Origin of the sequence: Candidatus Flexicrinis affinis (assembly GCA_016716525.1) — a bacterium.
GTDB lineage: Bacteria > Chloroflexota > Anaerolineae > Aggregatilineales > Phototrophicaceae > Flexicrinis > Flexicrinis affinis.
Window position 1 is genome coordinate 51,061 of record JADJWE010000009.1, and the last position, 19,114, is coordinate 70,174.

The 19,114-nt window shown below is 62.9% G+C and carries 21 protein-coding genes; 12 read left to right on the forward strand and 9 right to left on the reverse strand.

From position 1 onward, the window contains the following. Window positions 1-102: 102 nt before the first annotated feature. Both IPM16_19365 and IPM16_19370 read right to left on the reverse strand, forming a co-directional pair. Entirely contained in the window at window positions 103-1,314 is a 1,212-nt protein-coding gene (locus IPM16_19365; GenBank protein MBK9125262.1) for a thiolase family protein, read from the reverse strand. A gap of 94 nt (window positions 1,315-1,408) precedes the next feature. Then, window positions 1,409-1,915 carry an HIT domain-containing protein gene (locus IPM16_19370; protein ID MBK9125263.1) on the reverse strand — a complete coding sequence of 169 codons (507 nt, stop codon included), beginning with the start codon at window positions 1,913-1,915 and terminating at the stop codon, window positions 1,409-1,411. A gap of 147 nt (window positions 1,916-2,062) precedes the next feature. Here IPM16_19370 and IPM16_19375 point away from each other — a divergent pair, with 147 nt between their 5' ends. The 5 genes from IPM16_19375 to IPM16_19395 all read left to right on the forward strand — a co-directional run bounded on the left by IPM16_19375 (window position 2,063) and on the right by IPM16_19395 (window position 6,368). Continuing rightward, a complete protein-coding gene (locus IPM16_19375) occupies window positions 2,063-2,437 on the forward strand; it encodes a VOC family protein (GenBank protein MBK9125264.1) in 375 nt (124 codons plus the stop codon). 214 nt (window positions 2,438-2,651) lie between these two features. Then, complete coding sequence (locus IPM16_19380) at window positions 2,652-3,074, forward strand: cobalamin B12-binding domain-containing protein (protein MBK9125265.1); 423 nt, start codon at window positions 2,652-2,654, stop codon at window positions 3,072-3,074. Beyond that, window positions 3,071-4,093, forward strand: a complete 1,023-nt coding sequence (meaB, locus tag IPM16_19385; protein MBK9125266.1) for a methylmalonyl Co-A mutase-associated GTPase MeaB — start codon at window positions 3,071-3,073, stop codon at window positions 4,091-4,093. Before IPM16_19380 ends, meaB begins: the two co-directional genes overlap by 4 nt. Window positions 4,094-4,102: 9 nt before the next feature. Then, window positions 4,103-5,116: a phospho-N-acetylmuramoyl-pentapeptide-transferase gene (locus IPM16_19390; GenBank protein MBK9125267.1), complete on the forward strand. Its 1,014-nt coding sequence runs from the start codon at window positions 4,103-4,105 to the stop codon at window positions 5,114-5,116. A 172-nt stretch (window positions 5,117-5,288) separates the two neighbouring features. Beyond that, entirely contained in the window at window positions 5,289-6,368 is a 1,080-nt protein-coding gene (locus IPM16_19395; GenBank protein ID MBK9125268.1) for a WD40 repeat domain-containing protein, read from the forward strand. Here IPM16_19395 and IPM16_19400 read toward each other — a convergent pair. Next, window positions 6,365-6,592 (reverse strand): DUF2283 domain-containing protein, encoded by a 228-nt coding sequence (locus tag IPM16_19400; GenBank protein MBK9125269.1) that lies wholly within the window; start codon window positions 6,590-6,592, stop codon window positions 6,365-6,367. The genes IPM16_19395 and IPM16_19400 overlap by 4 nt on opposite strands. A 199-nt stretch (window positions 6,593-6,791) precedes the next feature. Here IPM16_19400 and murD point away from each other — a divergent pair, with 199 nt between their 5' ends. Continuing rightward, window positions 6,792-8,177, forward strand: a complete 1,386-nt coding sequence (gene murD, locus IPM16_19405) for a UDP-N-acetylmuramoyl-L-alanine--D-glutamate ligase (protein ID MBK9125270.1) — start codon at window positions 6,792-6,794, stop codon at window positions 8,175-8,177. A 199-nt stretch (window positions 8,178-8,376) separates the two neighbouring features. Here murD and IPM16_19410 read toward each other — a convergent pair whose 3' ends face one another. Together IPM16_19410 and IPM16_19415 are read right to left on the reverse strand one after the other, a co-directional pair. Beyond that, window positions 8,377-8,592, reverse strand: a complete 216-nt coding sequence (locus tag IPM16_19410; GenBank protein ID MBK9125271.1) for a cold shock domain-containing protein — start codon at window positions 8,590-8,592, stop codon at window positions 8,377-8,379. Between the two features lie 204 nt (window positions 8,593-8,796). After that, window positions 8,797-9,624 (reverse strand): alpha/beta hydrolase, encoded by an 828-nt coding sequence (locus IPM16_19415; protein MBK9125272.1) that lies wholly within the window; start codon window positions 9,622-9,624, stop codon window positions 8,797-8,799. Window positions 9,625-9,686: 62 nt separating this feature from the next. On the opposite strand from IPM16_19415, the gene IPM16_19420 reads away from it, so the two are divergent. Next, window positions 9,687-10,409, forward strand: a complete 723-nt coding sequence (locus IPM16_19420; protein MBK9125273.1) for a VOC family protein — start codon at window positions 9,687-9,689, stop codon at window positions 10,407-10,409. On the opposite strand, the gene IPM16_19425 is transcribed toward IPM16_19420, so the two are convergent. The 3 genes from IPM16_19425 to IPM16_19435 all read right to left on the reverse strand — a co-directional run bounded on the left by IPM16_19425 (window position 10,406) and on the right by IPM16_19435 (window position 14,350). After that, window positions 10,406-11,959: a PAS domain-containing protein gene (locus IPM16_19425; protein MBK9125274.1), complete on the reverse strand. Its 1,554-nt coding sequence runs from the start codon at window positions 11,957-11,959 to the stop codon at window positions 10,406-10,408. The two genes, IPM16_19420 and IPM16_19425, sit on opposite strands and share 4 nt — an antisense overlap. Window positions 11,960-12,069: 110 nt before the next feature. Continuing rightward, window positions 12,070-13,293, reverse strand: coding sequence for a cytochrome P450 (locus IPM16_19430; protein MBK9125275.1), 1,224 nt, complete (start codon window positions 13,291-13,293; stop codon window positions 12,070-12,072). Between the two features lie 133 nt (window positions 13,294-13,426). After that, the gene (locus IPM16_19435; GenBank protein ID MBK9125276.1) at window positions 13,427-14,350 is read right to left on the reverse strand and encodes a hypothetical protein; all 924 of its coding nucleotides are present in this window, start codon (window positions 14,348-14,350) and stop codon (window positions 13,427-13,429) included. Window positions 14,351-14,688: 338 nt separating this feature from the next. Between IPM16_19435 and proB the strand changes: the two genes are divergently transcribed. The 3 genes from proB to IPM16_19450 are packed head-to-tail and all read left to right on the forward strand — an operon-like array spanning window position 14,689 to window position 16,378. Then, a complete protein-coding gene (gene proB, locus IPM16_19440) occupies window positions 14,689-15,795 on the forward strand; it encodes a glutamate 5-kinase (protein ID MBK9125277.1) in 1,107 nt (368 codons plus the stop codon). Between the two features lie 26 nt (window positions 15,796-15,821). Next, the gene (locus IPM16_19445; protein ID MBK9125278.1) at window positions 15,822-16,082 is read left to right on the forward strand and encodes a hypothetical protein; all 261 of its coding nucleotides are present in this window, start codon (window positions 15,822-15,824) and stop codon (window positions 16,080-16,082) included. Window positions 16,083-16,141: 59 nt separating this feature from the next. Then, on the forward strand, window positions 16,142-16,378 hold the full coding sequence (locus IPM16_19450) for a DUF4926 domain-containing protein (GenBank protein MBK9125279.1): 237 nt from the start codon (window positions 16,142-16,144) through the stop codon (window positions 16,376-16,378). Between the two features lie 12 nt (window positions 16,379-16,390). Here IPM16_19450 and aac(3) read toward each other — a convergent pair whose 3' ends face one another. Then, window positions 16,391-17,194, reverse strand: coding sequence for an aminoglycoside 3-N-acetyltransferase (gene aac(3) / locus IPM16_19455; GenBank protein ID MBK9125280.1), 804 nt, complete (start codon window positions 17,192-17,194; stop codon window positions 16,391-16,393). A 92-nt stretch (window positions 17,195-17,286) separates the two neighbouring features. Between aac(3) and IPM16_19460 the strand changes: the two genes are divergently transcribed. Both IPM16_19460 and IPM16_19465 read left to right on the forward strand, forming a co-directional pair. Further along, entirely contained in the window at window positions 17,287-17,760 is a 474-nt protein-coding gene (locus tag IPM16_19460) for a DinB family protein (GenBank protein MBK9125281.1), read from the forward strand. A gap of 210 nt (window positions 17,761-17,970) precedes the next feature. Then, complete coding sequence (locus tag IPM16_19465; GenBank protein MBK9125282.1) at window positions 17,971-19,026, forward strand: fasciclin domain-containing protein; 1,056 nt, start codon at window positions 17,971-17,973, stop codon at window positions 19,024-19,026. Window positions 19,027-19,114: the final 88 nt, after the last annotated feature.

The window sequence follows — 19,114 nt, forward strand, 5'->3', positions numbered from 1 at the left end:
GAGTGCAAACTCCTGCACCTCGCTTCTCGCGCCTTGATGCCGCATGCAGCATCAAGGCGCAGATAAGGGAGTCCAGAGGGCGCAAGCCCTTTGGAAGCGTCTTTACTCGACTTCGACGCACATGGCGACGGCTTCGGCGCCGCCGAGGCACAGGGCCGCGACGCCGCGCTTGAGGCCGTTGGCCTTGAGGGCGTGAATCAGCGTGATGAGGACGCGCGCGCCGCTGGCGCCCAACGGGTGACCGATAGCGATAGCGCCGCCGTGAACATTGACCTTCTCGATGGGCACCGGATGCCCTTCGCGTTCCAGACCGCGCAGATCGGCCAACACTTGCGCGGCAAATGCCTCATTAATCTCGAACAGATCGACATCGTCCACTGACCAGCCCGCACGTGCCAATGCGACGGGGATCGCCTTGACGGGCGCGTAGAACAGCCAGTGCGGATCGACGGCTGCCTGTCCATAGCTGACGACGCGTGCGATCGGCGTGTGGCCGTTGCGCTCGGCATACGACCGGCGGCTGACCACGACTGCGGCGGCGCCGTCGTTCATGCCGGGGGCGTTGCCGGCGGTCACCGCGCCATCCGGCTCGAATGCCGGTTTGAGCGCTGCGAGCGCCTCGATGCTGGTATCGCGCCGGATCGATTCATCGGCGTCGATGGTCACCGGCCCTTTGCGGCCGTTGATGGTCACCGGCACCATCTCGGCGGCGAAGCGGCCCTCGTCGGTCGCGCGCGCGGCGAGCGTGTGACTGCGCAGCGCGAAATTGTCCATCTCTTCGCGGGTCACTTCCAACTGCCTGCCGATGAACTCGGCAGCGTTGCCCATCGCCCAATCGACGAGGCTGCACCACAGTCCATCGATCTGCAGCGCATCGCGCAGGTGCACTGCGCCGTATTTGTTGCCGGTCCGGATCGAGTCGTTGAGGTAGGGTGTGCGGCTCATCGACTCCACGCCGCCGGCCAGATAGACGTCACCATCGCCGGCCCTAATGCCGTTGGCGGCGAACATGATCGCCTTAAGGCTGCTGCCGCACACCTTGTTGACGGTTGTCCCACCGACACTGTCGGGTAGGCCCGCGCCGAGGCTGATCTGGCGCGGCAGGGCTTGGCCGGTGCCGGCGCTCACGACGTTGCCGACGATGACTTCGGCCAGATCGGCCGGATTGACTCCGCTGCGGTCGACGGCGGCCTTAAACGCGACACGGCCAAGTTCGCTGGCGTTCAGCCCGCTGAGGCCGCCAAGAAACTTGCCCTGCGGCGTGCGCGCCGCCCCCAAGACGACGACATCGTTTTCACGCGAATGGCTGGACATACTGTGTTTTCGATCCTCTAGTCTGGCCGGATTGAATGAGTCCATCGTAGCGCAAGACGCACGCGAATCAAACGGTGCGCGCCGTAGACTGCCGTTACAGCGCCGCCCATGCGGCGGACAACTTGGACTGCGCCTGTTCGTGCGATTCGGGGATGACGCGTGTGTCACCGACCGTCGTCATGAAGTTGGCGTCGCCGAACCAGCGCGGCACGACGTGGAAGTGGTAGTGACCCGCGATTCCCGCGCCGGCCGCATTGCCGAGGTTCACGCCGAGGTTGAAGCCGTGCGGCTTGTACACCGCGCGCAGCACGCCGACCGCCTTGTTGACCGTTTGCATGATGTCGAGCAGCACCGCGTCGGGCAGATTTTCCTGCGTGTCGATGTGGTTGTACGGGATAACCATCAGGTGCCCGCTGCTGTACGGATAGAGGTTCATCATGGCGTAGACGTGGGTGCTGCGCCCGACGATGAGGTTGGCTGCGTCGCTCTCTGCCGTGCCGTGGTGCTTGCCGCAAAATACGCACTCGCCAGTCGTCTCGACCGGTCCGAGCGCAGAGATGTACGCGAGTCGCCACGGCGTATAGAGATGATCGTTCGGCATCGGTTCATAGGCTCCGTCTGGCAGCTAAGCGCGGTCAATTATACGCCAACCGCAATCCAATACGGCGTTCGATTGACGCGCTGGCGCGTTCGCCATACACTGCTATGGTAGTACATGTGTTCTGTATTTGAGGGGCGGGAGGGAACAATGCTTCAAATCGTGTGGTTTGAGATTCCGGTCCATGACATCGAGCGCGCCGTCACGTTCTACGCGGCCGCGTTCGGCCTGAGCGATGTGCAGATCGTAGCCGACGGCACCCGCAAGACGGCGACCCTGCGCAACACCAGCGAGGGCGGCATTCCCGGCGTGTCTCTGACGCAGACGCCCGGCTTCGAGCCGAGCAACCAGCGCGGGCCGTGGGCATACATCGGCGCGTCCGACGACTTCGACGGTACCGTGGCGCGCGTTGCCGCAGCAGGCGGCACGATGGTGTCCGGCAAGACGTCGATGGGCGAGGCCGGCAGCTACGTCAGCTTCCTCGATACCGAAGGCAATCTGCTGGCGTTGTACACCTATCCCTAGCTTGTAGAGGCGTCGCCTCCACAAGGGGTTTGCACCCCTTGACCCCATGACTGCGAAATCGGCACCCTAGCGTGCTGATTTCGCGGGTAAGGGAGTCCAGAGGGCGAAAGCCTTCCGGCGGGGTTTGGAGCAGCGCCCCAACAAAATCGGTTGTGATGTCTGCGCGGCGGCGCGTGGTAGAATAAACCCACGTTCGCCACCCGTGGATTCTAGCATGTCGGAAAAGAAGTCCATTCGTATATTGATCGCCAAGCCGGGCCTGGATGGGCACGACCGCGGCGCAAAAGTGATCGCGCGGGCCTTGCGTGACGCCGGGTTCGAGGTGATCTATACCGGCCTGCGCCAAACGCCCGAGATGATTGCCGAGGCGGCGCTGCAAGAAGACGTCGATGTGGTCGGCCTAAGCCTGTTGAGCGGCGCGCACCTGACGCTGGTGCCGCGGATTCGCGAGACGCTCGACCGTTACGAGCTGGCCGACGTCCCGCTGATCCTCGGTGGAATCATCCCGCAGAGCGACTATGACGCGATGCAGCGGGTCGGGGTGAAGGGGATATTTGGCCCTGGCACGCCCACCGAGGAAATCGTCAAGGCGATTCACGCCATCGTGGGCCAGCGGGGCGAGCGGTCGCCCCAATGAATCCATTAGCCGAAAGCGTGGTCGGCGGAAGCCGGCGCGCGCTCGCCCGTGCCCTGACTTATATCGAAAACCAATCGCCGGAAAGCGAGAGTCTGCTGTCGGATCTGTTTCCGCATACGGGTCGCGCGTGGGTGATCGGCGTTACCGGCGCGCCCGGCACCGGCAAATCGTCGCTGGTGAACACCATGGCGCTGGCATATCGCAAGGCCGGCAAGACCGTCGCCATCGTGGCCGTCGATCCGACCAGTCCCTTCACCGGCGGCGCGATCCTCGGCGACCGCATCCGCATGCGCGACCTGTCCGGCGACCCCGGCGTGTTCATCCGCAGCATGGCGACGCGCGGCAGTCTAGGCGGATTGGCGCGCACGACCCGCGATGCCGTGCGCGCGCTGGATGCTGCCGGTTTCGACTACGTGATGGTCGAGACGGTTGGGGCCGGACAGAGCGAGGTCGAGATCGTGCGCACGGCGCATACGACGATTGTCGTGGAAGCGCCCGGCCTCGGCGACGACGTGCAAGCGATCAAGGCCGGTATTCTCGAGATCGCCGATATTCTGGTCGTCAACAAGGCTGACCGCCCCGGCGCGGACAACACCGTGCGCGCCTTGCGTGCGATGCTCGAGCTGGGGCATCCGACGCGCGTCACGGCGATGCACCACGGCCGTGTGATGCAGGTCGAGACACCCGGCGGGCCGGAGGTCGTGGAGCACGACCCGTTCTTGTGGCTGCCGAAAGTGCTGCGCACCGTGGCGAGCCGCGAGGCCGGCACCGAAGACGACGGCATCGCCGCGCTGATCGAAGAGATCGCACGGCACCGCACATTCCTCAACCGCAGCGACCACGGCGCCAGCCAAGCCCGCGAACGGATTCAGATCGAGCTGTACGACCGGCTCAGGCAAGCCGTATTCGAGCGCGCGCTCGCCGCTTTGCCGCCCGCCCACTTCGACGCGCTAGTCGACGCCGTGATCGCGCGCAAGATCGACCCACAGCAGGCCGTCCTCCAAATTCTCGACGCATAAGGGATCTACATGGGTGCGACATCGCTTCCGTTAACGCTGACCGCCGCCGGCCTGACCTTCCTGCTCGGCGTGATCTGGGGCGGGCCATTCGTTGAGATTCTGCGCCGGCTGCGGATGGGCAAGAACATCCTGCCGGAGGTCACCCAACACGCGACCAAGCAGGGCACGCCGACGACCGGCGGCTTGATGATCGTCGTGCCGACGCTGCTGGTCGTGCTGGCGCTGAACGCGGCAAGCATCCTGCGCGGCGGCCCCGGCGGTTCGACCCTCGTGCTGCTGGCGGTCATGGTCGGCTTTGCGGTGCTGGGCTGGCTGGACGATTTCAGCGGAATCCGCCTCAGCCGCGGGCAGATGGGTCAAGGGATGTCCGAACGGGTCAAGCTAATCGGCCAGATTGTGCTTTCCGGCGCGGCGGCGGTGGTCATTTCGCTGTACGACGGCGGGTTCGCCGGCGCCAACACCGTGACGATCCCGCTGCTTGGGATCACACTTGGCCTGTCGCCGCTGATCTTCATCCCGGTCACGATGTTTGCGATTGTCGCCACCGCCAACTCGGTCAACTTCACCGACGGCCTCGACGGCTTGTGCGGGATCATTAGCGCCAGCGCGTTCGCCGCCTACGGCATCATCGCCTACTTGCAGGGCCAGATGTTCGTGACGCAGTTCTGCTTCGTGCTGGTGGGGGCGTGCTTCGCGTTCCTGTGGTTCAACGCGCACCCGGCGCAGTTGTTCATGGGCGATACGGGGTCGATGGCGCTCGGCGCGTCGCTGGGGCTGGTCGCCGTCATGACCGGCCAATGGCTGTTGCTGCCGATCATCGCCATCGTGCCGGTGTCGGAGACGATCAGCGTGATCTTGCAGCGCTACTACTTCAAGGCGACGGGCGGGCAGCGGCTGTTCAAGATGGCCCCCTTACACCACCACTTCGAGCGCAGCGGCTGGAGCGAGACGCAGGTCGTTCAGCGCTTCTGGCTGGTCGGCCTGCTGAGCGCGATCATCGGCGTGGCGCTGGCACTGCTTTAGAAGGAAGTGCTGAGTGTTGAGTGCTGAGTGATGAGGAAGCGCCGGTTTGCGGCACGGTAAGGTCCTGCCCCTTCCACCTATCCCCTTACACCTCGTAGTAGTGCTGTCGTGCAACAGGCGTCGTGGTGACGTCCATTCTGAAGCGATGGCGAGGTGCTAGACTGAAATCGTGATGTACAGCCACGAGCAGAATGACCAGGTAATGACGAAGCCGCTCTTGATTTCGCACAAGTGGATGATTTCGATCGTTGCTCTGCTGGTTGGGTTCTCACTTAGCAACTTCCCTGCGAAGTTGCAACCTCTTGCTCCCGGAGAGTACATCACAGCCTTGGACTGGGATTCGGACGGATCGCGCCTGGCTTACGGTACCGGACAGGTTCTGCTGCCGTGGGCGGACATTAAAGCTGGTCTTTCTCAGGCTGCTTTAGTCGAACGTGGCGGTGACGAGCAATTTGCTTTGAGCTTTTCCCACAGCATAGTCAACGTCGAAATTGATCCCACGGGACAAACCCTATTGGTGTTTGACCTGTTTGTGAATTTGGTAGACATGCAGACGGGTCAGCTAAACCTTCGCAGAAACCCGGGAAGCATTGCATTCCAGACAGGAACGTGGAACCCGTCAACGGGCAGCCTCCTAATCACCACGATATATGGGTCGCTTGTCTATGACACTACAACGTGGGAAAACCTGAGCTACTTTGGGGATTTCCTACTCCCCTCAGGACGATTCTCAGAGGGCCAGCGCATGGCCGACAGCATATGGAGTCCGGACGGAATTCACGTCGCAAGCAGCACGACTTTTGGCCCCATCTATGTCTGGGACTCCAGCAACCTCGAAGGCGTGCTGAAGGCAACTTTCACCGGCCACTCGGCATCGGTTCAGGACGCGGTTTGGAGTCCAGACGGCACTCTGATTGCCAGTGGCGATGCGGACGGACGCGTCTTCGTGTGGAATGCGCAGACTGGCGCGGTAGTCACCGAACTTGTGGGACATACCGATGTAATTCTAGATATTGATTGGAGGTCGGACGGACAACGGGTTATCACGACGAGTCTGGATGGCACGATGCGCGCATGGACGTGGCCGTCGGGCGCAATGACCATCGTTCAATCAGGAGCAATCGTATCAGCCGTCGCCTACAGCCCGGATGGAACTGAACTTGCGTATGGCGGTTTGGTCCCCCCCGACAGCCCGCCTGAAGTTGTCATCACCGACACACCGGAGATTTTGCCGGCGGAGGGGACTCGCTAGCTCAATTCGCGCAGGTCCATATGTAGCGGCAAGCGTTCCAGATCGCCGCGTGACGATAGGTTTGGCACCGTCAGGCCCACAATTGCGCCGGAATCCGGGTCGATTCGGAGCAGGACGTCGTCACCGATCTCGCGCGAAATGGCACGGCGCGGCTCACCGACGGAGATGTACAGAACGTCGGCATCCTGATCGCAGGCCAGTTGCATTACGGATTCCTGGTCCATATCACCTCGCCCGACTTGATTTGATCGGTCGAATACGGGGTGGAGATGTAGTGTTGCATGTGAGCGAGTACAAGCCTCTTGATCGCCAGCGTACCCGATCCCCAAGTATAGCGCCCTTATCCCTGTTCTCTTGACCCTGTTTTCTATACACTGACTGCTGAATCCTGAACACTGACTCCAGCCAACGGGTATCTCGCCCATGCTCAAACACTTCGACGTATTGAACGGCCGGCGCGTGGTGATCGTGGGGTTCGCGCGGCAGGGGCAGGCGCTGGCGCGTTGGCTCCCGACTGTCGGCGCGCGCCCGATCGTCACCGACAGCAAGAGCGCCGAGCAGTTGGGCATCGACCCAGCTGACTTCCCCGGCGTGCGTTTCGTGCTGGGCGAGAACCCGCCCGACCTGCTTGACCGTGCCGATCTGGTGTGCGTATCCGGCGGCGTGCCGCTGACGATCCCACTGATCGTGGACGCCGCAGCGCGCGAAATCCCCGTGACCAACGACGCGCAGTTGTTCGTGGACCGCTGCCCCGCGCCGCTGATCGGCATCACCGGCAGCGCCGGCAAGACCACCACCACCACACTGGTCGGCCAAATGATAAAGGCCGGCGGATTCCAGACATGGATCGGCGGCAACATCGGCAGCGTGCTGCTCGACGTGCTCAACTACATCCAGCCCAAAGACCGCGTCGTGATGGAACTGAGCAGCTTCCAGCTCGAGCTGATGCACTCCAGCCCGGCCATCGGCGCGATCCTGAACGTCACGCCCAACCACCTCGACCGGCACGGCACGATGGAAGCGTACATGAACGCCAAGTCGCAGATCATCGCGCATCAGAACAGCGAAGGCGTCGCGGTGCTGAACAAGGACGACATGGGCAGCATGGTAATGGAGGGCCTCGCGTCCGGCGACGTGTGCTGGTTCACGCGCCGCGAGATCGTCTCCGACGGGGCGTTCCTGGCCGGCGAACGGCTGTTCGTCAGCGGGCGCAGCAGCACCACTGGCGACCCGCAGTACGTGTGCGACGTGTCCGACATCCCCCTACGCGGGACGCACAACGTCTCGAACGTATTGGCCGCCTGCGCGATTGCCGGGGCGGCGGGCGTCGCTGCCGAGCCGCTGGCGGCGACGATCAAGGCGTTCAAGGGCGTGCCGCACCGGCTTGAGACCGTGCGCGTCGTCAACGGCGTGACGTGGGTGAACGACTCGATTGCCACCGCGCCGGAACGGGTGCTGGCGGCGCTCGACAGCTACACCGAACCCATCGTGCTGCTGTTGGGCGGCGCGGACAAGAAACTGCCGTGGACCGAGTTGATGGCCGTGACCATGCGCAAGTGCCGGCATATCGTGTGCTTCGGGCGCGACGGCGACATCCCGCTGCAGGCGATGGAGCAGGTGAGCGGCGACACGGGGATCATGTCGCGCGTCGGCACGCTGGACGAGGCGGTGGCGGCGGCGGCACGCGTGGCGCAAGCCGGCGACGTCGTGCTGCTCAGCCCGGGCATGACGAGTTACGACGCCTATCTCAATTTCGAAGTGCGCGGCGAAGCCTTCCGCACGCTGGTGGCGGGGCTGGCGGGGGAGTAGGACGCCTTGTCCACAGGGCTTTCGCCCTCTGGACTCCCGTATCTACGGATATGGGACACACGCGTCTCATATCCACGAGAAGCGAGGTGCAGGAGTGCAAACTCCTGCCGGGGTTTGGGGCAGCGCCCCGACGCAGGAATCGAAACCGCCCGTGGAGGACATCCGCGGGCGGTTTGTGTTCTGATGGAGCGGACCAGAATTACTTCTGGACGACCGTCACGGCGCTAGCCTGCTTGCCCTTCTTTCCATCGGTCACCTCAAACTCGACCTCGTCCCCCTCGTTCAGGGTGCGGTAACCGCGCGACTGAATTTCCGAGTAGTGAACGAAGAGGTCCTGACCGTTGGGCTGGGCGATGAATCCATAGCCCTTTTCACCGTTGAACCACTTCACCGTACCGCGAACACGATCACCCATTGCTGCAACTCCTGACAACTGCGAATTTGCTGCATCCTGCAAAGTGCACCCACGTCTTCTCTTAGTTGCGAGGAGCTGTTCGAGGTACTTCTAAGCGGGGCGAGCATCGCTCGAGCTGGGGCCACAACACCCCGAATCACCCGAAGCGCACGATCAGGTTACTCCCATTTCGTTTGGCGCGCAAGTGATATGTGTTAAGAAATGTTAATCACTGTAATAAGGCCCGGGCGTTCCCGTGAACTGCGACAACGCTTCCAGAATTCTCACCGTCGCGGGATCGGGGTCTTCGTAGGTCGGTAGATGCGCGGTGTTCGGGCGTTCCCACAGCTGCGCGTTGGGGATTTCGTGCGCGGCGCGCCGCGCCAGATCCACGAAGCTGGGCGTGTCGAGCAGCCCGCCGATCACCAGCGTTGGCGCCATGATTTCGCGCAGGCGGGTGGTGGCCGGCGGGTCGAGCTTGATCGACCGGCAACCTTCGGGCACGGGAACGTCGAACGAACCCCGCTGCATCGTGAATACCGCCTGCCGCAGTGCCGGGTTAACGTCCTTCGCCGCGCGGTGTTGGCCGACGAGCCAAAAGTCGACATTGAGCTGTGCCGCCGCATCCAGATCGCCGCTGTCGATCAGCGCGTCTTCTTGATCGCCGAACGCGTCGACCTCCCACCCCGTTATGGCGCCTCCCACCGCCGGCGCGGCGAGGATCAGCCCGCGCACGCGGTCAGGCGCCGCCAGCGCGACATCCAGCGCGACACTCCCGCCGAACGACGCGCCGATCAGCACGGCCCGATCTATCGCCAGATGATCCATGAGCCGCAGCACGATGTCGTGGTAGGCGAACGCATGCGGCGGTAGGGTCGACTGTCCGCAGCCGGGTAGATCAAGGCGCACGGCGCGATACTTCTCCGTCAGCGTCGGCCACTGCGGGTCCCACATGCGGTGGTCGCAGATGCCGGCATGCAGCAGCACGACAGGCTCGCCGTCCCCGCTTACGTCATGGAATAGCGTGATGTCGTCAAGTATGATACTCGTCATTGAAACGTCCTCAGTTTTCGCGGCGGCGTGGCCGGGCCGGCCATCACCAAATAGGTTCGCGTATGTTGAAGTTCGATCATATCATCCTTGCCGTTTCGGATCTCGCCGAAGCCTCGCGCGATTTCGAAGCGGCTGGCTTTACCGTCTCGCCGGGGGGCGTCCACAGCGCCGGCACCACCCACAATGCGCTTGTACTGTTGTCGGACGGCGCGTATCTCGAACTGATCGCCCGCACCGGCGCACCCACCCCGGAGGGTAGCACGGATTTGACCTTCTTGCTGGAGCACGGCGAAGGGCCTGTCGGCTTGTGCTTGTCCAGCGACGACCTTGACGCCGACGCCGAGAAGATTCGCATGCGCGGCGCGTCGGTCAACCCGCCGCTGGACGGCGGGCGGGTGCGACCTGACGGCGTGTGGATGCAGTGGCGCATCGCGTGGGTCGAGGAATTACAGCTTCCGTTCATCATTCAGGACGTGACACCGCGCGAACGGCGCGTGCCGGACGACGACCTGACCGCGCTGACGCACATGAACGGCGCGCGCGGCCTGCGCGGCGTGAACATGCGCGTCGGGTCGGCGAGCACGATGGCCCGGCTGCATGCCGTGTTTGGTGAGCCGGTGAAGGCCGGAGCGCGAACGGTGGCGTTCGACTGCGCAGGCGGGATCGTGCATGCGGAAGTGACCGGAATCACTGACGCGATCGAGTCGATCGTCCTCAGCGGGATCGACACGCCGTTCACCGTGCGCAATTCGCGCTTCGTGCCGGTGGCGTCCGTAAGCGCCTAGACGACGATCTGTTCCAGCGCGACGACCAATGGCAATTCGACCGTGACGGTGGTGCCTTTGCCGACCGTGCTGGCAATACGAATCGCACCGCCGTGGGCCTCCACCGACTGCTTGACGATTGTCAGGCCGAGGCCCGTGCCCGGAATTCCGCTGGTTTCGGCGCCGCGGAAGAACGGCTGGAAGACCTGTTCAAGCTCGTCTTCGCCGATCCCCATGCCGCTGTCCTCGACGGCGACGAGAATCTTCGAGCCATTCACCGCAACGCGGACGTTCACCTGCGTGTACTTGCCGGAGTATTTGAGGGCATTGGAGATCAGGTTCGAAAACACCTGCTGCATGAGCGTTTCATCCAGTGCGGCGGTGATTTTATTGGGCGTGGATGTGATGACGACGCGGCCTGCTTCGCCGCGTACCAGCTCGGTTTCATTGGCGATGGCCCGCAGGAATCGCGGCAAGTCGACCGGCGTGACACGTAGGGTGAACCCGCCCGTTTGCAGCCGATGGATGTACCCGATCTCGTCGATCAGCGCGCCAAGCCGCTTGAGCTGGCTTCGCATGCGTACGATCTGATCCTGCCGTTTGTCGGGCGTCATGATGTCGAAGTAGCTGTCGAGCAGGTCGATCGACAGCGAGATCACCGTCAACGGTGTACGGAACTCGTGCGCGACGACCCACAGGAATCGGTTCTTGACGTGATGGAGTTCGCGCTCCTTCTCAAGCGCGCTCTCGGCTTCGAGCTCCGCCTCGCGCAGGGCGTGGTTGATGCGCTCGAGCTCGGCGGTGCGATCGGCCAGCGCGGTGCGCGTGTCGATCAACTCGGTGATGTCGCGCGATGAACCGACCAGCGCGATGACCTCGCCGTCCGACCCGATCAGCGGAATCTTGTAGGTGTCGGTGTGGATACGGCCGCCGGGCATGTCGAGCGTTTCAACCAGATGCAGCGGCTCGCCGCTGGCGAACACGTGCTGCACCTGCGACTTGAAGTAGGCCGCCAAATCTGGCGCCATCACGTCGTCGATCAAGCGATCTTCGACCTCCTCACGCCGAGTATAGCCGATGATCTTGGCGAACTCGTCGTTGCAGTAGGTGATGGCCGTGCTGCGATCGACCACGAAGATGAAGTCCGGCATTGCGTTGACCAGCGAGTCGAGGAAGTCCTCGGCCTGTGCGACGCGTGTCTCCAGCTCGGCCTTCTCGCGCAGGACCGTCTCGCGGGTGGCGCTTCGGTCGTACTCTTCACGCGGCAGCAGCTCGCGCCCGGAGATGACCGTGTGGCCCTCGCCATCGTCGAACCAAGCCCACGACAACGCGACGCTGGGACGCGTCGCTAGCCTGCCCATCATCGGTCCGCCGCTTGGCGCGTTGCTTAGGCGAGCAAAGAGCTGTTCCCAGTCTTCGTCGTGGATCAGATTGTCGATTCGTTGACCGATGATGCCCGGCACGACGGACGTCATTGCCGGGTTGGCCGCAACGATTATGCCATCAACCAGAATCGCCACGAGATCAGTCGTGCGCGCGAACAACGGGCTGTTGACGAATGAAAGCTGCATGCCGGATTGGTGCATGGATGATGACGTGAAATGTGATGGTGACACCAGTCAGTGTACCCCGTATTGGCGTACTATGCGCTAAGTGTCTCATCAGGTGCTGATCAGAGTGCTTACCAAGCCACTGGCAAGGCGCGCAAACCGTGAATCAGCAGGTTGTCCGTCCACGCTAATGTATCGACGTCGGCGTTGAGTCGAAGCGTCGGGACGCGCCGAGTCAAGGCGTCAAGGGCGATCGCACCTTCAAGCCGTGCTAGCGGCGCGCCGAGACAGAAGTGGATGCCAAACCCGAAGGCGACGTGCGGATTTGGACTGCGCGTGATGTCGAAGCGCTCCGGGTCGGGGAACACTGCCGGGTCGTGGTTGGCGGCCATCAGCGCCGGCACAATCATGTCGCCGGCCTTGATGTAATGCCCGTCCCAGTCGACGTCTTCCAATGCGTAGCGTTCGGTGGGCGTTTCGAGCGGGCCGTTGAAGCGCAGCATTTCCTCGATGGCGCTTGGCATCAACTCGGGGTTGGCCTTGAGCAGGTCGAATTGATCGGGATGAGTCAGCAGCGCAAGCGTGCCGTTGCCGATCAGGTTGACGGTCGTCTCGTGGTCGGCCACCAGCAGCAGGAACAGCATCGACAGCAGCTCCATGCGGTCGAGGCGGTCGCCTTCTTCTTCGGCATGGACGAGGTTGCTGAGGATATCGGCGCGCGGGTTGTCGCGGCGTTCGTCGATCAACGCGTTCATGTACACGCCGAATTCCAGCGCGGAGTTTCGGGCGTCGTCTTCGCTGGTGCCGAACAGCAGGTTGGTCGTCCACATGCGGAACTTGTCGCGGTCGGCAGCGGGGATGCCAAGCATTTCAGCAATGACGGTGATCGGTAGCGGGAACGCAAAGGCGTCGATCAGGTTGGCTTCGCGCGATTGCGTCATCGTGTCGAGGAGGTCGTCAGCGATCTCACGGATGCGCGGCTTGAGGTCGGTGATCATTTTGCGCGTGAACGCCTTGTGCACCAGCGCGCGCAAGCGGGTGTGGTCGGGCGGGTCGAGGTTCAGCATGTGTCGGCTGACGGCATCGAAGACGGGGTCCGGATCGTTCGTGCCGACGTGCTGCTGCCTCAAATCGGGCGGGAGCTTCGTCACGTCCTTACCGAAACGCGGGTCTTTTAGCGCGGCCTGTACGTCGTGATAGCGCGTGAAGAACCAGAACGTGCGCCCAGAGACTGGGCCGATCCCAGCGTAAATCGGGTCGTTTTTGCGCATGAGCTTATAGACAGGCTGAGGATTGCGGCGGACCTCAGGCGACCACAGTTTGTACGTGTTGACGGTGTCGGTGATTTCCGGCATGGAACGGCCTCGGTGTGCATCGGACTTCTCAATTTTACGCGAAACACCGGCATCGCGTTGCAGCGCATGAATAGAAAACGCAGGATCAGCTTCGACCCTGCGTGTCGTGTGCCATGCGGGTAGGGCAGCGTGGCTATGCGTGCTGGGCGATGTTCTTCCACTGGGCGAGGTTATAGAGCTGCCCATCCAGTTCGAGGTGCAGAAGATGCGCGTGCATTTCGATGAGCTGTTGGCTCAGGATGCCCAGAGCCTCGGTACCGAGCACGTCGCCCATGGCCAGCGTCAGCATTTCACCGTCGACCGCCAGTAGCTTGAAGCCGAACGCGCCATCGGCATAAGGCGGCAGATCGCGGACGGCATCCGCCGGCATAAGCAGGGTATCGAGCAGCAGATGTTGATTTTCGCGGCGCAGTTGGCGGACTTGGGTCGCCAGCGGGCTGTCATCGAGCGAGAGAAGCGAGTCGAAACCATCGTTGCGGGTGCGCACCGGCTTTTGCACGATTCCGACCAGCGAGTTGGCGATGTCGGCGGTGCTGATCGCGTAGAGCGTCGGCTCGACCAGACCGGCGTTGAGTAGTTGATCCAGTCGGTATGCGGCGATCATGCGATTGGCATCGGCGGGCATGACCCAGCGAACATCGTCTTCATGCGCTTGATCGACCGTGTGCCAGTCGAACGACCCCAGCAGGGACATCAAACGCGGGCGGGCGGTGCTGTACTGCGAGGCGTTTTCGACCGCTTGCAGCATCGTCCCGATGGCGTTGGTCTTAATGTTCTGGGCGTGCAGCTTGAGCCGACGGAAGTAGGCCGCCTTCTCGCCTTCATATTCGTCGCAGGCCTCGATGATGGCGTCGAACTTGCGCATCACGTCCTTCGCCTGTGCCAGGATCTGGCGCGGCGATGCCGCCAACACGCCGTGAAGCATCACGTCGAAGTCGCGCAGCGCCGTATAGAAACTCTTGGTCTTGGGCTGTGCGCTCAGGGTAACCGGACGCGTGGACAAGGTCGGGGGCTTCACGATAGCCATCTCGTACTTTAGCACTGCCTCAATGTACATCGGAATCGACCATGAAGATTGAGTTGTGAAAGAACCCTGACATCGCCATCGCATTGCTCACGCCATACTCAACTTTTCAGGCGAAGAACCCGAGAATCGGCCGCGAAATGAGTACTTGTTGGCCAATGTTATCTTAATGATTAAGAACCCATGTTCCCTCAACGGCGGCCTTGTGCATTGTGTGATGAGCGACTCACGTCAAGGAAGGTATGACTCGCGTACCATATTGCGACAGCGCAGCGCCCGTTGAGCATCCGGCAAACGTCCCCTACACGCTCGGCCCCATACCCCGTAGAATCATGCGACTTGATTGCCACGCAGTACATCTTTGGATCATCATGGCCCGCACGACCACGCGTCTCGTCGTCAAGATCGGCACCAGCAGCCTCACCGGCGGAACGCCCGCGCTGCAGCGTCCGCGCATGCTCGAGCTGGTCCAGCAGATCGCGCGCATCCACGCCCACGGTATCGAGATCATTCTGGTGACGTCCGGCGCGCAGGCCGCGGGCCGCGAACGCTTGGGTTTTCCGACGCTTGATCGTTCGGTGCCGGCCAAGCAGATGCTCAGCGCAGTGGGCCAAAGCCGTCTGATGCACTACTACAGCCAGTTGTTCGAGATCTACGAGATCGTCGTGGCGCAAATCTTGCTTACCCGCGACGACCTGACCAACCGGACGCGCTACCTGAACGCGCGCGACACGATTGTCGAACTGATCGGCCGGCGGATCATCCCGATCATCAACGAGAACGACACGATCGCTACGAAGGAATTCCGCGTCGGCGACAACGACAATCTGGCGGCGATGATCGCCAGCTCGCTCGAGGCCGACCTGCTGGTGATGCTGACCGATCAGTCCGGCCTATTCACCGCCGACCCGCGCCGCGACCCGAACGCCCACCTGCTGCGCGATGTCGAACGAATCGACGACTCGGTTTACGCGCTGGCCGGCGGCACCGCCTCGAGGCTTGGCACGGGCGGTATGGTCACCAAGATCGAGGCGGCACATACCGCTACCCGTGCCGGCGTGACGACGATCGTCGCCTCCGGCACCGAGCCGGACGTGCTGGCGCGCATCATCAGCGGCGAGAAGATCGGGACGCGCTTCCACCCCAACGAGGTCGACTTGCAGAGCCGCAAGCGTTGGCTGTTGACCGACAAGCCGCACGGGTCGGTGTGCGTCGACGCCGGGGCCAAGCGCGTGCTGGTCGAGCGCAAGGCGAGCTTGCTGCCCGTCGGCGTGACGCGCGCAATCGGGACGTTCGACCGGGGCGAGACGGTCACGATTATCGGGCCGGATGGCGAGAAGATCGCGCATGGGTTGAGCAACTACAAAGCCGAAGACCTGCGCCAGTTGTGCGGGGTGAAGTCGCACCGGATCATCGAAATCCTCGGCTATACCTACGGCGACACGATCATCCACCGCGACAACATGGTGATGTTGTGAGGCTTCCATATGCGGATCGGGCTGTAGTGGAACGTCGCAAACTTGAACTGTACCTCCTCAATGGCGATCACCCGCAGAATGGTGGAAAGGCCGAATTCTGGCATCGTCGCGGGTTTTCTGTGGCACAATTGCAGGTACTGATTGATGCGCTGCTAGAGCACGCGCTCAACGGTACGGTCGAAGGAACTCGCAACACGCCCGTTGGCATACTTTACGCGATTGCGGGACCTATCACGGTTCCGAGTGGGGCTCCCACAAACGTATTATCAGTATGGGAACTCGCCTAGGGCAGCGATAGACCCAGACTTATCACGGCCTATCCTGCAAGGTAGGTTGGAGGACGAGTATGATAAACGAGTACGATGTCGTAGTCGTGACCGACGACCTAGACGAGTTCGATATCAGGGCAGGCGATATTGCTACTGTGGTCGATCTGAACCCGGACCACGAGTATGCGTTGATTGAAGTCTTCAGCGCAACAGGCGCGACGATCGGTGTATATCCGGTCGCTTTGAGTGCGATTCGACCGCTCCAACCCACCGACATTCCGAGTGTCAGACTGGCATCATCCGGGAAAGCATAAGTGGCGTAGTTCTCACTCCCCGAACCGCAGCTCGAGCCAATCCACTGCGAACGAAACGAGGTCCGCGGCGTCGAACAGGTACGATTGCGCACTGCCGACGCGACCCTGCCGGCCACCGCCCGCCGCCAAATGCGCCCGCGCGATCTGTTCAAGCGTGTACGTGTCGTGCGGGTCGCCGGTGTCGAAGTCCTCGACTTCGACCCATACCGTGCGCCCGTCACGAAGAAGCGGCACGGCATAGCGGACAACGCGTTTGCGGCGCATCCGGGCGCGATTTTCGGCATGGTGCAACAGCGTGATCGTGTCGAGCGGCGCGCCGAGCAGCAGCACGCGCCCGCCGGCCTCGACCAGTTTGGCAAACGGCGATCCGGCCCCATAACCGTAGTTCAGCGGATGATCGCCGGTGATCCACGCGGCGCGCGCACCGACCGCGCACACCGACGCCTCAGGGTTCATGCTGCGACGCGCGCCCGGCCACGTCCTCACGCATTCGGCCAGCACGCCGTGATCGCGGACAGCACGCGCGGTCAGAGGCTCGAACGGCGGGTGATGCGCGCGGTACGCCGCCTGCGTTGCCTCGGGAAGTTCGTGCAGAAAGTCGGGGATGTCGTTCCAGCCGACGTACATCATCACCGTGCCGGACGGGGTCAGCGCGTCAAGCAGGGCGTGGACGACCTCGTTGGGGCCGCCCATGACCGGGCCGATGGCTTTATAGCCGGCGTGCAGCATGACGATGTCGCCGGGGGCGACGCCGAGCGCGCGGATGTCCGCCGTCAACTGCGACCGGGTGTATGGAATTCGCGCTGCCAGAGTCATCGCAAACCTGTCAGGATCACGTGAGAAACGTGCGAAGTCGTGCGTCTACATATCATACTGGAGACCGGTTGACCACGCACAAGGAGCACGCCATGGCGGCCTACACCGACCGTACATCTGCAATGGAGCGCCTGCGCAGTTTCCCTGACGAACTGGAGTCGTTGGTCACGCCGTTGAGCGACGCCGACCTCGACCGGCACGCCCCCGGCGAGTGGTCGACGCGGCAAATCGTGCATCATCTGGCCGACAGCCACATGAGCGCCAACTTTCGCTTTCGCAAGCCGCTGAGCGAGCCGAACCCGGCGCCGCTGCCGGTCTACGATCAGGAGGCGTGGGCCGAGATGGCCGATTCGAGGCTGCCGATCGCGCCGTCGCTGCTGATCCTGCGCGGGCTGCACGCGCGCTTCGTGGCGCTGCTGGAGTCGCTCGCCGATGCGCAGTGGATGCAGACCGGCAGTCATCCGGACTGGGGCATCGTGACGGTCGAGAACGTGGCGTATCGCTACGCGGCCCACTGCGACGTGCATCTGGCGCAGATCCAGCGCGCGCTGCGCGGCGAGCCGTAGGCGGAACGCGCTGCGTCGGTGTGCATGCGACCGGAGCAGGACGGCCAACGTTAACGCGAATTCCCCATTCGCTTAGTTGGCACTACGCAATAACTCGACAGTGGCTCATCCATAATTCGTTTGGGATTAAACAATTCCATCCATGCTTAGGCCCAGTGTGCAGAGAGCACATGTGTTTATCGGTACAGTCAAAGCATGGAGATTCACAGTATGCGCAAGTTGATCGTAGTGCTCGTCCTCGCCCTGTTCGCCGTCCCCGTATTCGCTCAGGACGCCGAACTCCCCACCATCGCCGACATTGTCGTCGCCAGCACCGAAGCGGAGACCCCGGAGTTCACCGTTCTGTTGGCCGCGGTTGCCGCTGCTGACCCCGCCTTCCTTGAGACGCTGTCGAACCCGGATGCCGGCGTGACCGTCTTCGCCCCGACCGATGCCGCCTTCGGCGCGCTGCTCGAGGCGCTCGACATGTCCGCTGAGGACGTGCTGGGCAACGCCGACCTGCTGAACTCGGTCCTGGCCTACCATGTGGTCCCGGGTGTCTTCAACGCGGAGGCCGTTGTCGCCGCTGACGGCGCGATCCTTGGCACGTTCCTTGCCCATCAGGGTCTGCTCGTGTCGGTCACCGATGACGGCGCGTTCGTCAACGAGGCGACCATCGTCGCCACCGACATCGCGGCCAGCAACGGTATCGTGCACGTGATCGACGCCGTGCTTGTCCCGAACATGGACGACATGATGGGCGACGACATGGGCGAGATGATGGAAGAGCCGACCGCCTCGATCGCCGAGACCGTGGTCGCCGCCTCGAGCGCCGAAGCGCCTGAATTCACCGTGCTGCTGGCCGCCGTTCTGGCCGCCGACCCGAGCATCCTCGACACGCTGATCAACGGCGGGCCGTACACCGTCTTCGCTCCGACCGATGCCGCCTTCGGCGCGCTGCTTGAGGCGCTGGGCGCCACGGCCGAAGAAGTTCTGGCCAACACCGACCTGCTGAACACGGTTCTGGCTTACCATGTCGTGCCGGGCACCTTCGTCGCCGGTGACATCGTCGCCACGGCCGAGGCCATGGGCGGCGATGCCGAGACGATGACCAGCGGCTTCAGCATCGCCACGCTGCTGCCGGGCGGCCTGCTCGAGATCGGTGTGAACGGCGGCGCCGTCACGATCAACGAGACGGTCAACGTCATCGCCACCGACGTGTACGCGACCAACGGCGTGATCCATGTGATCGACGCGGTCCTGGTCCCGGCCGCGGACGAGATGTAAGCACCCTGCGCCCCCGCGCAGCCCTGATTACTGGTAGTCACACCACCCCCGGTCGGATCGGCCGGGGGTGGTGTGTTTTGGGGTGGAA